We start from the raw sequence: 14,628 nt of genomic DNA, 5'->3' as shown, positions 1-14,628 counted from the left end.
CTACTTGACTAAAGATACAATCTTTTCTGCCCCGTCAGCCATAGACTCAGCAGAAGTGATATTTAAGCCTGAATCACTCAGGATTTTCTTCCCTAATTCAACGTTTGTTCCTTCAAGACGTACAACGAGTGGTAATGTTAAGCCGACTTGTTTCGTCGCTTCAACAACACCTTCTGCAATGACATCACATTTCATGATGCCGCCAAAAATGTTCACGAAAATCCCTTTGACATTTTGATCAGATAAGATGATTTTAAATGCTTCCGTTACTTTTTCAGCAGTTGCACCGCCGCCAACATCAAGGAAGTTTGCAGGGTCCCCGCCGTAATGCTTGATGATATCCATTGTAGACATCGCAAGGCCTGCTCCATTCACCATACAGCCAATATTCCCATCTAGTGAAATGTAGCTTAGGTCATATTTAGATGCTTCAATCTCCTTTGGATCTTCTTCATCAAGGTCACGGTATTCTAATATATCTTTTTGTCTATATAAGGCATTGCTATCAAAGTTTAATTTTGCATCAAGTGCCATGACTTTTCCATCACCTGTTACAACAAGAGGATTTATCTCGGCAATTGAACAATCCTTTTCAATAAACGCATTGTAAAGGCTTGTCATAAACTTAACAGCTTGACCAACTAATTTTGTTGGAATATTAATTTTAAACGCAACTTCTCTCGCCTGATAGGCTTGGAGACCAATCGCTGGGTCGATGACCACTTTCACGATTTTTTCTGGCGTTTTTTCTGCTACTTCTTCAATTTCAGTACCGCCTTCTTCAGAAGCCATCAAAACAATTCTTGATGTCGCTCTATCCAAAACGAGTCCTACATAGTACTCTTTTTGAATATCGCAGCCTTCTTCAATAAGTAAGCGTTTTATTTCGCGCCCTTCAGGCCCTGTTTGATGTGTGACAAGTGTCTTGCCGAGCAATTCCTCTGCAAACCCTTTCACTTCATCTTTTGTTTTTGCAATTTTTACCCCACCTGCTTTACCACGGCCGCCTGCATGAATCTGTGCTTTTACGACATATACAGAGCTTCCAAGCTCTTCTGATGCTTTCACTGCTTCATCAGGTGTAAATGCTACTTTACCATTTGGAACTGAAACCCCATATTTTCTTAGGATTTCTTTTCCTTGGTACTCATGGATATTCATTTCCCATCCTCCCAACATATGTAGAAACAAAAATTATAAAATAGACTGCGCTTTCATTTTAAAGAATAAAAAAGAGAATGTCTAGGGTTCTATGTAAAATCGTAAAATCCTTCTAAACATTCAAACTTTTATTTTATTAAAAATATAAATTTTTCAGTCAAAACACTTATTTTACCTTATTTTTTCATTTTTTGATCCAATCGATAGATAAATGAAAATATTTCTGCTACAGTATCGTATAACGCTTCTGGGATTTCCTCATCGAGCGTTAAGTGGCGCATCAGTTCTACTAAATTACGGTCTTCTTGAATAGGGACTCCAGCTTTTTGAGCTTCTTCAATAATATGATCAGCCACATAGCCACTGCCTGTTGCAACGACTTTTGGCGCTTTTTGTTTTTCTTCATCATAGTGTAGAGCGATCGCTCTTCTAAGCGGTTTTGAATCTTTCATACTCGTAAGTCCAGCCCTTTCTCGCTGATTTTATGAAAGTGTTCATCTAGAAAGTCAGACGGATCAATTGGCTCTTCTCTCTTTTTCGCTGTAATCCCCGTCAAACTATACCCTAGGGCATTTAAATTCTCTCGAACAGCTGGAATCATTGGATTAATGGTCCCTTGCAGTTCGTGAGCCGTCTCGACTGTAATTGACATCACTTTTTGCTGAATCGTACAGTCTATTAACGTTTCTTCTAAGTTTTCCATGTTTAAATAAAACATTAAACGGCACTGAGAAATATCAATAGAGCCATCTTTTTTCTTATGCCCTTTTAGAATAAAGGTTAAATCTTGAACACTATGTTTTGAGAAAAGAGGGTAAGAAACCATCATTTGACTAACTGTTTGGTTTTCCTGATGCACTAGTAACTGCCCATTTAATCTATGGAATAATTGATCCACTTCTTTTTTTACGGGCTCGGGAACATCAGCTTGCCTTGCATCATTTAAAACCATCTTTAATTGGTGAAGCTCTTGGCTTTTGACATCTTGGCTGCCCTTTTCCAGTAATTTCAGCATCCCAATTTCATCTCGTACACCTATCGCTTTTTTCATCGTCATCAGTAAATTGAGTACATCGGTTTTATTGCCTAATGCTGGTTCAGTCTGCTGAATGACCTTTACCAATGCGTTCGCCTCTGTTTTTGAAAGAAACGGAAATTCCCTTTGAAGCACGGCTGCCTTTGCGTCAGCCTGTGGCCCTGCCTGCTGGACTGCTTGAACCAGTGATGTGAGTTGTTTTACATCAAGCTGCTGCTGTCCGTCTGTACCTTGCTTTGTGATGCTCGTCAGAATGCGTTCTATTTGCTGAAGCGGGAGCTGTTTTGGACTTAATAATTGCTGCACGCTGTTCTGATTCACTGTATCCGCCTGTCGCCCTTGTTGTATAGCGGTGGGCTGGCTCTGCTTTGTTTGCTGAGCCGGATTGACATGAGGCTGCACTTGCTGCAAGCTTTCTCCTTGCTTCGTTTGACCTTCTTTTGCTCCTAGAAGCACCGATAAGAGCTTTTCTGCATGAACGGTTGTCTCAGCATTTACAACCGTACGAACGGCCTGTGTAAGAGCCTGTGTGGCTTCTGATTGCTTCGGAAGCTGTGTTAATCGATCTAGCAGTGCTGTCACATCCTGATGAAGTGCAGAGGGGGATTTCATCGCTAATATTGATTGGAGCACTCCTTGTTGAATCGGCAAATCTTTCTTTAAAGCAAAAAGAAGTGCTTGCAGACCTTTTTTGATATCCGCACCTTGAAGTTGTTCAATCCATTTTACTGCCGTTTTTAACTCTGCTTCGTTGATGACCGGTTTTTCTTTTAAAAAAGCTGTAGCTGTTAACATTTGTTCAAGTCCATTTTTAAGCGACAGACCTTCTAGTAGTTTAGCTGCGGCATCCTTTAATGTTTTAGGATCTTGGTCAAATTGCTGAACAGGTCTTAATTTACTCAGACTGCCTCCACCTTCTTGTTCTAATTGGAACCAGTAGAAAGAATCGGCTTTGAGCTGAGCCGCTAGCTGCGCTTTGATTTTGGTCGAACCTATTTGAACAAGTGCTGTATCATCCCCGAGCATTTTCAGTACTTTGCCGAGAATGAGCCGGTGAATATTTTCCTTTCCTTCCGTGTTAAGCGGAACAGATTCTGCCGTATTCAGCCGACTATTCAGTGCAGTATGTATATCTTCAACTCTTGTCATCACAGGCAGCCTCCTTGTGTCAAAATATTTATGAAATAACAGATTTCACTGGTGCAAATGATAACCGGTGGATAGGTGTGGCGCCATGTGTTTGAATGGCAGCAAGGTGCTCTTTCGTTCCATACCCTTTATGTTTTTCAAATTGATACTCAGGGTACTGGCGTCCATACTCTTCCATCATTTGGTCCCTTGTCACTTTGGCAATACATGCACCAGCTGCGATGGATGCGCTTTTAGCATCTCCTTTGATGATATTCTCCTGTTGAGTAGGAAGCGGGAGCGTCATCGCATCTATGAGTAGATAATCAGGTGTGTGAGTGAGCTGCTTTACAGCCCTCACCATCGCCAGTCTTGATGCTTCGTATATATTGATTTCGTCAATCGTTGCCGCATCAACAATGCCGATGCCGATGTCGAGCGCTTCCTTTTGAATGAGCTCATAATAGGTCATTCTTTTTTTCTCAGATAGCTGTTTTGAATCATTTAAACCGAGTAGGACGGTATCTTCTTTTAATATCACAGCTGCCGCAACCACTGGGCCAGCGAGTGGTCCTCTTCCTGCTTCATCTATGCCTGCAATATAAGTGTATCCTTGCGCTTTTGCTTTGGTTTCAAATTGCAGCATTTGCTTCCATGCTGCATGTAGTTCTTGCTGCTTTTCTCTCTCTTTGTTCCATTTGTCCATCAGCTTCTGGACACTTTTTCTTGTATCGTCTTTCAATAGTTCACGAATGTATGACTCGTCGTCAGCATGTTGTTCTATTAATGCTTTTATTTGTTTGACCGTGTACATTGGCTTTTCCGCAGCCTCCTTCTTTATATCGGCAGTTTTTCGCAAAAAATAAAGACCCGCATGAGCTGCGTGTCTTTTAGCTTTCAGGCTTCTCAAAAGTGAGGGGACCAAATTTTTCCGTTCGAATATCCCGAATGATGATTTCGGTCGTTTTGTCGTAATTAATGAATCCTCCACTCATCAGACAGCCGCGTTTTGTGCCAATGGCATCAAACAGCTCAACTGTATCTTCAGGTATTTCTGCTAGATCATAGCGTTTTTTTAATCGCTCTGGATAGTGCTCTTCTAAAAAGCGTAGCGCATAAACGGCGACATCCTGCAAGTTGATGATTGAGTCTTTAATCGCTCCGGTGACGGCCAGCCTAAGACCTACTTGTTCATCTTCAAATTTCGGCCAGAGAATTCCGGGGGTATCGAGCAGTTCAAGTTCTTTTCCTACCTTCACCCATTGCTGTGACGTCGTAATACCAGGTCGATCTCCTGTTTTCGCAATATTTTTCTTTGCCAACCGATTGATCAGCGTTGATTTGCCGACATTGGGAATTCCGATAATCAAAGCTCGAATGGCACGCGGCTTAACACCTTTTGCTTTCATTCGATCGAACTTTTCTTTTAATATTTCTTTTGATGTCGTAATGATTTGATTTAACCCTTGTCCATCGACAGAATTAATGGCAAGCGACCGTACACCTTGCGCTTCAAAGTGTGCCTGCCACTCTTTTGTCATACGAGGATCTGCTTTATCTGCTTTGTTCAAAAGCATAATTTTCGGTTTGTTTTGGAGGATTTCTTCAATCATTGGGTTTCTAGAGGACATCGGAATCCTTGCATCGGTTAATTCAAATACGATGTCGATGAGCTTTAATTTTTCTGTGACTTCCCGTCTTGCTTTTGCCATATGGCCTGGAAACCATTGAATTGTCATATGTGCACCTTCTCTCTTCTAACGGTTGTCTCTATACATTGTACAAAAAAAGAGCCTGTTACAGGTAACAAGCTCTTTCCTTTGATATCATTATCGTCTGATTTCTTTGATACGAGCCGCTTTACCGCGAAGTTCACGTAGGTAGTAAAGTTTCGCACGACGTACCTTACCGTGACGTACAACTTCGATCTTAGCGATTTTTGGTGTGTGTACAGGGAATGTACGCTCAACGCCTACACCGTAAGAGATCTTACGAACTGTGAAAGTTTCGCTGATTCCACCACCACGACGCTTAATTACAACACCTTCAAAGATCTGGATACGCTCACGAGTACCCTCGACAACTTTCACGTGTACACGTAAAGTGTCACCAGGACGGAACGCAGGAAGATCAGTGCGTAATTGTTCTTTTGTGATTTCTTCAATCAATTGTTGCATCGTTTTCAACTCCTTCCAACAGATGCTCATGTCCTCTTTCTTCATTGCAGCGGAACATCGTTTTCAAACTTGAATCGGCAAGCCGTCCAAGTCACAAGTAGTATCATACCACACCTGTATACCTTGTGCAATACAATCTAGTCATTATGAAGCTGCCAAAGCCATCTTTTTTCTTCATCCGTTAATGTTTTGCAAGAATCGATCAAATCTGGCCGTCTTGTATAGGTTCGCTTCAACGATTCTTTACGCCGCCACTCTTCAATTTTGGCATGATTTCCAGAGAGAAGCACATCTGGTACTTTCAATCCTTTATAATCAGCTGGTCTTGTATAGTGCGGATGCTCAAGCAGACCTGTACTAAATGAATCTTCGATATGAGACGCTTCTTTTCCAAGCACATGAGGCAAAAGCCTGACCACACTGTCTGCAATCATCATCGCCGGCAGCTCTCCGCCTGTGAGAACGAAATCTCCGATTGAGATTTCATCTGTGACAAGATGCTCCCTGATGCGCTCATCGTAGCCTTCATAGTGGCCGCAAATGAACATAAGATGCTCTTCTTTTGCAAGCTCTTCTGCTTTCTTTTGTGTATATCTTTCTCCTTGAGGACAGACAAGAATAATGCGGGGCTTCTTGTTTGCTTTTTTCGTTAAATCTTCTACCGCATCAAATACAGGCTGTGCTTTCAGAACCATGCCAGCACCGCCGCCATACGGATAGTCATCCACTGTTTTATGTTTATGATCGGAATACTCCCTAAAATTCACGACATCAAATGAGACCGCATCTTTTTCCTGAGCTTTTTTTAAGATCGATGAGTGAAGCACCCCTTCAAACATTTCAGGAAACAGTGTTAAGAAGTCAATTTTCATTCGTCAATGAGTCCTTCCATCACTTCAATGTGTACTTTCTTGGATGAAATATCAACTGTTTTGACGACAGATGGAATATAAGGGATGAGGGCATCTTTTTTGCCTTTTCTTCCAACCACCCATACATCATTTGCCCCTGGCGTTAAAACTTCTTTGATTTGACCAATCAGTTTGTCCTCTTCATCATATACTTCACAGCCGATGATTTCGTGGAAATAGAATTCCCCTTCATCTAATGAACCAAGATGTTCTTTTTCTACTTTTAAAATCGACTCTTTTAATTGCTCAGCTTCATTTAACGAGCCGACTTCTTCAAATGTCAGTAAATCAAATTGTTTGTGCTGTCTATGTGATGCGACAGTCACTTTTAGCGGTTCTTTTTGATTTTGTTTGAAAATATAAAGGACGCTGCCTTTTTTGTAGCGTTCTTCTGGGAAATCAGTCTTTGACACAACACGTACTTCTCCGCGCACTCCATGTGTATTGACGATCTTTCCGACATTCAACCATTCTAGCTCCATGTTCTCAATCACCCCTGACGTATTTCCACAATGGTGCCGTCTTTCACGACGATGACATTGTCTTGCATTTTGTCATCCCATTTATCACCTATTTTTACTTCAATCAGCGCATCCACTTCTGTTTCTTTCATTTCACTGCCAAGAGGCAAGATATGAAGCTGCTCGACTTGAAAATCAATTTGCCTCATTTTCTCTTGTCTTTTTTCAATGGCTTTTTGAAATTGAGGGATGGCTTCTTGCTGATGTGGTTCTTTTTCATGCTTTTTTAGTTGAAAATATAGTTGATTGCACTCACGTTCTAGTCTTTCTTTTTTCTCCAAAAAAGTCGTTAACAGTTTGTCCTTACTGCTTTCAGTTAATACTTGCATGACGGTGACATGTTGAATGATCTGCATCTTCCTTTTTGTCCCCCTATCCGAAGGCATTTGTCCTCTACAGTATAACGAAAAATAGATTTAAACGTGTAAAAAAAGGGGAGGTCCTAAGCCCTCTCCCTTTTTAGTCAGCAATCTCAAGTTGAACTTTCTTAGAAGACTCTGCACTTGCTGCAAACATGACTGTTCGTATCGCTTTAGCTGTACGTCCCTGCTTACCGATCACTTTTCCGGTATCTTCAGCATTGACAGACAGTGTGTAAATGACCTGCTCATCTTTTTCTAATGAAGATACGTGAATATCTTCAGGGAAATCAACAAGTGGCTCGACGATGGACACAATCAATTCTTCCAAGGACAGCTCATTCATTATTTGCTGTTTTTCGCATTATGAAATTTTTCAAGAATTCCTTGGCTTGAGAAAAGGTTACGAACTGTATCAGATGGTTTCGCACCATTTTGAAGCCATTTAAGCGCTAATTCTTCGTTGATTTTCACCTCAGCTGGTGATACCACTGGGTTGTAAGTTCCAACTGTTTCGATGAAACGACCGTCACGTGGTGAACGAGAATCTGCTACAACAATACGATAGAAAGGAGATTTTTTTGCTCCCATACGTTTTAAACGAATTTTTACTGCCATTTTACTAGCACCTCCGAAAATATTTCAACAAGATAGTATATTAACAATGATAAAAGGGTTTGTAAAGTGTTTTTTCTTAACAACGGTTTTATCATGTATAACCAATTACATAAATGGTAATTTAAAGCCGCCTTTTTTCTTTCCTTTGGACATATTGGTCATTTGCTTCATCATCTTTTTCATTTCGTCAAATTGTTTTAAAAGGCGATTGACTTCCTGTACAGATGTTCCGCTTCCTTTTGCAATCCGTTTTCTGCGGCTTGCATTGATGACCTCTGGCTGTTCTTTTTCTTCGGTCGTCATTGATTTAATGATCGCTTCGATGTGATTGAGCTGCTTTTCGTCTACTTGGACGTTTTTGAGCCCTTTCATTTTACCGGCTCCCGGCATCATTTGGATCAGTTCATCAAGTGGACCCATGTTGCGAACCTGCCCAAGCTGCTCGAGGAAATCATCGAGCGTGAAGCTCATTGTCCGCATTTTTTGTTCAAGCTCTTTCGCTTTATCTTGGTCAACGTTTGCTTGTGCTTTTTCAATAAGCGTGAGCACATCTCCCATGCCAAGAATTCTCGATGCCATACGCTCTGGATGGAATGGTTCAATTGCATCAAGCTTTTCACCTAGTGCGGCGAATTTAATCGGCGTATTTGTGACTGCACGAATTGAAAGTGCTGCCCCGCCTCGCGTATCACCGTCTAGTTTTGTCAGAACGACACCTGTTAAACCAAGCTGTTCATTAAAGCTTTTTGCGACATTGACAGCATCTTGACCAGTCATCGAGTCAACAACGAGGAAAATCTCTTCTGGATTTGCGACTTCTTTTACTTTCTGAAGTTCATCCATTAAGTCTTCATCAATATGAAGACGTCCTGCTGTATCTAAAATGACATAATCATGATGTTCTTCTTTCGCTTTTTCAATTGCCTGTTTGGCAATTTCGACAGGACTAACTTGATCACCTAATGAGAATACGGGCATATCAAGCTGTTTCCCAAGCGTTTGAAGCTGCTGGATCGCTGCTGGTCTGTAAATATCAGCGGCCACCATCATCGGCTTGCGATTATGTTTTTTGCGAAGTAAGTTGGCAAGCTTTCCAGTTGTGGTCGTTTTACCTGCCCCTTGAAGACCAACCATCATAATGACAGTTGGAGATTTTTTCGCTACAGCGATTTTACTCTCTTCCCCGCCCATTAATTCAGTGAGTTCTTCTTTTACAACTTTAATGACCTGTTGTCCTGGGGTAAGACTTTGCATGACCTCTTGTCCAACTGCCCGCTCGCTTACTTTTTTCACAAAGTCTTTGACTACTTTAAAATTGACGTCAGCTTCAAGAAGGGCAAGGCGTACCTCGCGCATCATTTCTTTTACATCTTGCTCTGACACTTTTCCTTTGCCGCGGATTTTTGAAATCGTCTGCTGCAGTCGGTCGGCTAATCCTTCAAATGCCATACTGTGCCGCCTCCTAATCTAATTTCTCAAGCGATTCAATTAAAGCTTCTGCTTCTTCCTTTTGCGCGGAATCTGCTACAAGCTCTCTCATTTTTGTGAGAAGTTCTTTACGCTCTTTAAATTTCTTAAACAAGAGCAGCTTTTCTTCATATTGTTCAAGCATCGCTTCAGTCCGTTTAATATTATCATAAACAGCCTGTCTTGATACTTCATATTCATCCGCAATTTCACCGAGGGAAAAATCGTCTAGGTAGTAAAGCGACATGTAGCTCTTTTGTTTTGCGGTCAACAACGATTGATAGAAATCAAACAAGTAGTTCATTCTCGTTGTCTTTTCAAGCGTCATGGGCTCTCTCCCCTTTGTTAAGTTCATTCCCTTTACAACAACTAAGTTTACACGGTTCTGATCTATGTGTCAAGTTTTTATCTTGTCACTTCCTGCGGCGATATATAAATAAAAATGCCGGCAATTTTGCCGGCATCCCCAGATTGTTGACAAAGGGCTAAAATGAACTTGATTTTAGCACTTTGTCTTCTTTTCAGCGTGATAGAAAACCTTTGAAGTCTAGGAAGGACGAGTACTGGCGCGGAGCGAATGTCACATTCGTGAGCACCAGCACGCAGGACTGACAAAGAATGCGAGGGTTTGTCTACACGCTGAATGCCGGCAGTTTTGTCGGCATCTTGATTAGTCTTCTTGATCAATGATGTCTGAGAATAATCCGTACACATACGATTCAGCATCGAACTCTTGCAGATCGTCTACTTTTTCACCTAGTCCGACAAGTTTTACAGGGATGTTGAGCTCATTGCGAATGGCAAGAACAATCCCGCCTTTTGCAGTACCGTCAAGCTTTGTTAAAGCGATACCTGTCACGTTTGTTGCTTTAGAAAATTCCTTCGCTTGCGCCATCGCATTTTGACCCGTTGTCGCATCAAGGGCAAGCAGTACTTCGTGCGGTGCATCGGGCACTTCGCGTTCAATGACTCTCTTGACCTTCTCTAGCTCTTTCATCAAGTTGACTTTGTTTTGCAGTCTGCCTGCTGTATCACAGATCAGGACATCTGCTTTTTTGGCTTTAGCTGATTGAACGGCATCATAGATGACCGCTGCCGGGTCAGAGCCTGCTGTTTGTTTAACGACAGGAACACCAGAGCGCTCGCCCCATACTTCAAGCTGCTCAATCGCCCCCGCACGGAACGTATCACCTGCTGCTAAAATGACGGATTTCCCTTCATTTTTTAGCTTGTTTGCCAGCTTACCAATGGTTGTGGTTTTACCGACACCGTTCACGCCTACAAATAAAATGATATTTAAACGGCCGTCTTCAATGTTCAGTTCAGAGATTTGTTCCTCACCACTATTGTAAATCTCCACGAGTTTTTCAGAGATGACTGCTTGTACTTCACTTGGGTCTTGAATGTTTCTTAATTTCACTTCTTTTTTCAGCTCATCAATCAGTTCCATCACAGTCGTGAAACCGACATCCGCACCGATTAACACTTCTTCTAGTTCTTCAAAAAAGTCTTCATCCACTTTACGATAGCGAGAAATGAGTTCATTTACTTTTCCCTGAAACGAATTTCTCGTTTTTTCAAGTCCATCTTTAAACTTTTCTGATACTGAATCGGTTTGCTGCGTAAATTTTTCTTTTAATTTCTTAAAAAAGCTCATGGGTTCAAAAACCTCCTTTAATTACTGGACAAGCTCTTTCGTTTCCTCTAGTTTGACAGATACCAGTTTTGAGACACCTGACTCCTGCATCGTGACACCGTACAGAACATCTGCTTCTTCCATGGTTCCTTTTCGGTGTGTAATCACAATGAACTGTGTTTCTTGACTGTATTTCTTTAAATACTGGGCAAAGCGGAACACATTCGCTTCATCAAGCGCTGCTTCTACCTCATCTAGCACACAGAATGGAACTGGTCTCACTTTTAAGATCGAGAATAATAAAGCAATGGCTGTTAATGCTCTTTCTCCGCCTGAAAGCAGGCTTAGATTTTGCAGCTTTTTCCCCGGCGGCTGCGCCACAATATCGACGCCTGAGTTTAGTAAATCGTTTGGATCTGTGAGCTTAAGGTCTGCTCTTCCTCCGCCAAATAATGCTTGGAAAACAGATTCAAAATGCCTGCGGATTTGAGAGAATGTCTCAGAGAAACGTTTCGTCATCTCCTGATCCATTTCTTCAATGACTTGGAATAACGTATTTTTCGCTTCTGTCAGATCATTGCGCTGTTCAGTTAAGAAGAGAAAACGTTCATTCACACGTTCATACTCGTCAATACTGCCTAAGTTCACTGTTCCAAGCTCTTCAATGGCTAGTTTGATCAATTTCACGCGTTTTCTTGCTTCATCCGGCGATAGCGTCAGATGATACATTTCTTTTGCTCCTTCAAACGAAAGGGCATACTCTTCGTTTAAATAAGCGATGAGGTTATCAAGTTCAACTTCCATGCGGCCAAGCTTGATTTCTTCATCTTTTAAGCTTGTCGTGAGCTGTTTATACAGGCGTTTTTGCTCTTTCAGTTCACGTTCTGCGAATTCTAATGTTTCAGAAAGAGCCAGGCGCTGTTTGCGTCGCTCTGAGATAAGCGCTGTCGTTTTGTTTTTATGTTCCAGTTTCTCTTTTGCCGCTTCTTCCAGTTGTTCGGCGCCGCTTGAGCTGGATGACATTTCACTTGTTAAGAGGGACAAATCTTCTTTTGTTTCCGTCAGCGTCTTTTCAGCCTCTTCTAATTCAGCCGTTAAGCTCGATAGTTTTTCTTGTTCATTTGCTAAAGACTGCTCTTTTTTGGCAAGCGAGATTTTCAGCTCTGTTAATTCGGAAGAAATGGTTTCTTTCGTTGAGCTTTGGGTCTGCTTCCGTTTTGTTAACGTGTTGATCTCTTCGTCAAGAGAGGTCAGTTTCTCACCTATAGATGTTTCAAGGGCTGCCTGCTCTTTGTCCTTGATCGCAAGTTCGCTAGAGCGCTGCTGCAACTCTTCTTTTTCTTGATCATAGAGCTCTAGATGAGCGTTAATATTTTTTTCAGCTACTTGCAGTTCATATAATGTCCCTTTTAACTCTTGCTGCTTTTCTCGAAGCATTTCGCCGCGCTGACGCAGTTCATTTAATTGGACTTCGCTTTCGGCAATCGATTGCTTCGTTTCTTTTGTTTCTTTTTCAAGGATCGTTGTTTTTTCTTCCATTTCAACGAGTTGCTTTGTTAACGTTTCAATCTCTCGGTTTCTGGAGAGGAGGGAATTGTTCTTTTTCTTTACGCCTCCCCCAGTCATTGAACCGCCTGGGTTCACCACGTCCCCATCAAGGGTCACGATACGATAACGATGTCCAAGCATTTTCGCTAGCTCATTGGCACCTTTTAAGTCTTTCACGATTAGGACTGTTCCAAGCAAATTCCGAATGACTTTTTCATACTTTTCGTCAAAGGAAACGAGCTGACTCGCTACGCCGATAAATGCGTCATGCTGCTCAGCTGTTTGAATATCTCTGAACTGAATGGTTCGTTCTTTGATGACGTTCATCGGCAGGAAGGTCGCACGCCCAAAGGAATGCTGCTTTAAATATCCAATGGCCTGTCTGGCAGCCGCTTCATTTTCAGTAACGACATGCTGCGTGGCTGCGCCAAGTGCAATTTCAATCGCTGTTTCATGTTGCTGCTCTGTTTGAATCAGCTCTGCAATCGCCCCGTGAATACCGCCTAACCGGTCCTTTGCCTTTAAAACCTCTTTTACTCCTTGGAAAAAACCTGAGAAGTCTTCCTGCATCGATTCAAGCATTTCTTTTTTAGATTTTGCCTGCTGTACATATTGATAGGCTTGGTAAAGAGCCGTTTCTTTTTTCTCGTATTGACGCTTCATCTGCTCTAGCTTTTGTTCCGCTTCTCTAAAGCGTTTCACCTGAGCCAAAATGTCTTCTTCTCGTTCTGAAAGTTGCTGCTCGGCTTCTGTTTTCTTTTCCTTCACAGACACCCGTTCTTCGATATGTTTCTGATTATTTTGCGTTAACCGCTCTAGCTGCAAGGCTGCTTGGCGCTGCTGCTCTTCTAGTAATTTACGTTCGTTTCGGATAGAAGCTTGCTCGTTTAATAGGTCAAAATAATCGCTTTTCAGCTGTTCAATTTGCCCTTCCACATCTTCACTATGAAGAGACAGCTGATGCTGTTTTGTTTTCACTTCATCTTTTAGCTGCTGCACTTCTGTTTGCAGGCTGTCACGTGTGACTTTCTGCTGTTCAATCTTTTCCGTTAACAACGCCTGTTTTTCGGTTAAACGCACGAGCGTGTCTTCTAGCTGCCCTTGGTTAGCGGCCGCATTTTTTTTCCGTTCTTTTAGAACTTCTTTTTTCCCTTCAAGCTTTTCTAGTTCTTCACTTGTGAAAAGGAGGACTTCTTGGAGGTCATGAATCGAATCGTCAAGCGCCTGAATACGGTCTCTCGATTCTTCGATTTTGGCTTCCTTCGCTTGAATATCTGTGGACTGCTTCATTTCATCTTGTTTGAACCGCTCGACAGCTTCACCAAGTGTTGTCCATTTTTTGTGTAGTGCTTCAATATCATGGACGGTGAGAGCAATTTCTACATTTTCAAGTTCTTCTTTCTTTTGCAGATAGTCTTTTGCAATAGATGCCTGCATTCTTAGTGGTTCTACTTGATCTTCTAGTTCATGCAGAATATCTTCTACCCGGTTTAAGTTGTCCTGCGTTTCAAACAGTTTATTCTCGGCTTTTTTCTTTCTTGTTTTATATTTCAGGACACCCGCTGCTTCTTCAAAGATGCTACGTCTTTCTTCAGCTTTACTCGATAGAATCTCTTCTACCTTACCTTGGCTGATGATCGAAAAAGCTTCTTTTCCAAGACCTGAATCCATGAAAAGATCAATAATATCCTTTAAGCGGACAGATTGATTGTTAATGAGAAATTCACTTTCTCCAGAACGATAGACTCTTCTTGTCACACTGACTTCGTGAAAATCGATCGGCAAAAAGTGATCTTCGTTATCGAGCGTTAATGTCACTTCTGCTAAGTTGACTCGTTTTCTTGAGTCACTTCCTGCAAAAATGATGTCTTCCATTTTTCCTCCGCGGAGGCTTTTTGCTGATTGCTCTCCAAGTACCCAGCGGATCGCATCAGTAATATTACTTTTGCCGCTTCCGTTTGGTCCAACAACAGCTGTAACCCCTTTGACAAAGTCTACAGTCACCCGCTGTGCGAAAGATTTGAATCCTATCACGTCTAAACGTTTGAGGAACATGAGAGTGATCC

Annotated in this window: 15 protein-coding genes; all 15 read right to left on the bottom strand. The window is 41.8% G+C overall.

Annotation, left to right across the window (positions count from 1 at the left end):
• A complete protein-coding gene (gene sucC, locus NST01_RS07895) occupies positions 1-1,161 on the bottom strand; it encodes an ADP-forming succinate--CoA ligase subunit beta (protein ID WP_008344824.1) in 1,161 nt (386 codons plus the stop codon).
• A 176-nt stretch (positions 1,162-1,337) separates the two neighbouring features.
• The gene (locus NST01_RS07890) at positions 1,338-1,613 is read right to left on the bottom strand and encodes a FlhB-like flagellar biosynthesis protein (RefSeq protein WP_048002829.1); all 276 of its coding nucleotides are present in this window, start codon (positions 1,611-1,613) and stop codon (positions 1,338-1,340) included.
• The gene (locus tag NST01_RS07885; protein WP_050827260.1) at positions 1,610-3,346 is read right to left on the bottom strand and encodes a hypothetical protein; all 1,737 of its coding nucleotides are present in this window, start codon (positions 3,344-3,346) and stop codon (positions 1,610-1,612) included. The genes NST01_RS07890 and NST01_RS07885 overlap by 4 nt, the downstream gene beginning before the upstream one ends.
• A gap of 28 nt (positions 3,347-3,374) precedes the next feature.
• Complete coding sequence (locus NST01_RS07880; RefSeq protein WP_046526651.1) at positions 3,375-4,139, bottom strand: ribonuclease HII; 765 nt, start codon at positions 4,137-4,139, stop codon at positions 3,375-3,377.
• Between the two features lie 76 nt (positions 4,140-4,215).
• Positions 4,216-5,064, bottom strand: a complete 849-nt coding sequence (gene ylqF, locus NST01_RS07875; protein WP_007499632.1) for a ribosome biogenesis GTPase YlqF — start codon at positions 5,062-5,064, stop codon at positions 4,216-4,218.
• 90 nt (positions 5,065-5,154) lie between these two features.
• Entirely contained in the window at positions 5,155-5,502 is a 348-nt protein-coding gene (gene rplS, locus NST01_RS07870) for a 50S ribosomal protein L19 (protein WP_008344834.1), read from the bottom strand.
• Between the two features lie 137 nt (positions 5,503-5,639).
• Positions 5,640-6,374 carry a tRNA (guanosine(37)-N1)-methyltransferase TrmD gene (gene trmD / locus NST01_RS07865; protein WP_007499635.1) on the bottom strand — a complete coding sequence of 245 codons (735 nt, stop codon included), beginning with the start codon at positions 6,372-6,374 and terminating at the stop codon, positions 5,640-5,642.
• Positions 6,371-6,895: a ribosome maturation factor RimM gene (gene rimM, locus NST01_RS07860; protein ID WP_008344836.1), complete on the bottom strand. Its 525-nt coding sequence runs from the start codon at positions 6,893-6,895 to the stop codon at positions 6,371-6,373. Before rimM ends, trmD begins: the two co-directional genes overlap by 4 nt.
• Positions 6,896-6,903: 8 nt before the next feature.
• Positions 6,904-7,290, bottom strand: coding sequence for a YlqD family protein (locus NST01_RS07855; RefSeq protein WP_008344839.1), 387 nt, complete (start codon positions 7,288-7,290; stop codon positions 6,904-6,906).
• Between the two features lie 103 nt (positions 7,291-7,393).
• Positions 7,394-7,639: a KH domain-containing protein gene (locus tag NST01_RS07850; protein WP_012009937.1), complete on the bottom strand. Its 246-nt coding sequence runs from the start codon at positions 7,637-7,639 to the stop codon at positions 7,394-7,396.
• On the bottom strand, positions 7,639-7,911 hold the full coding sequence (gene rpsP / locus NST01_RS07845; protein WP_008344841.1) for a 30S ribosomal protein S16: 273 nt from the start codon (positions 7,909-7,911) through the stop codon (positions 7,639-7,641). The genes NST01_RS07850 and rpsP overlap by 1 nt, the downstream gene beginning before the upstream one ends.
• Before the next feature lie 105 nt (positions 7,912-8,016).
• On the bottom strand, positions 8,017-9,360 hold the full coding sequence (gene ffh / locus NST01_RS07840; protein ID WP_008344842.1) for a signal recognition particle protein: 1,344 nt from the start codon (positions 9,358-9,360) through the stop codon (positions 8,017-8,019).
• A gap of 13 nt (positions 9,361-9,373) precedes the next feature.
• Positions 9,374-9,706, bottom strand: coding sequence for a putative DNA-binding protein (locus NST01_RS07835; RefSeq protein WP_008344844.1), 333 nt, complete (start codon positions 9,704-9,706; stop codon positions 9,374-9,376).
• A gap of 342 nt (positions 9,707-10,048) precedes the next feature.
• On the bottom strand, positions 10,049-11,035 hold the full coding sequence (ftsY, locus tag NST01_RS07830) for a signal recognition particle-docking protein FtsY (protein WP_007499644.1): 987 nt from the start codon (positions 11,033-11,035) through the stop codon (positions 10,049-10,051).
• 21 nt (positions 11,036-11,056) lie between these two features.
• Positions 11,057-14,617, bottom strand: a complete 3,561-nt coding sequence (smc, locus tag NST01_RS07825) for a chromosome segregation protein SMC (protein WP_326114430.1) — start codon at positions 14,615-14,617, stop codon at positions 11,057-11,059.
• Positions 14,618-14,628: the final 11 nt, after the last annotated feature.

This window comes from Bacillus sp. FSL R7-0166, from assembly GCF_038008935.1.
In the GTDB taxonomy this organism is placed as follows: Bacteria; Bacillota; Bacilli; order Bacillales; family Bacillaceae; genus Bacillus; species Bacillus altitudinis.
Note: the sequence above shows the minus strand (reverse complement) of the source record. Positions and strands in the feature narration are given on the sequence as shown.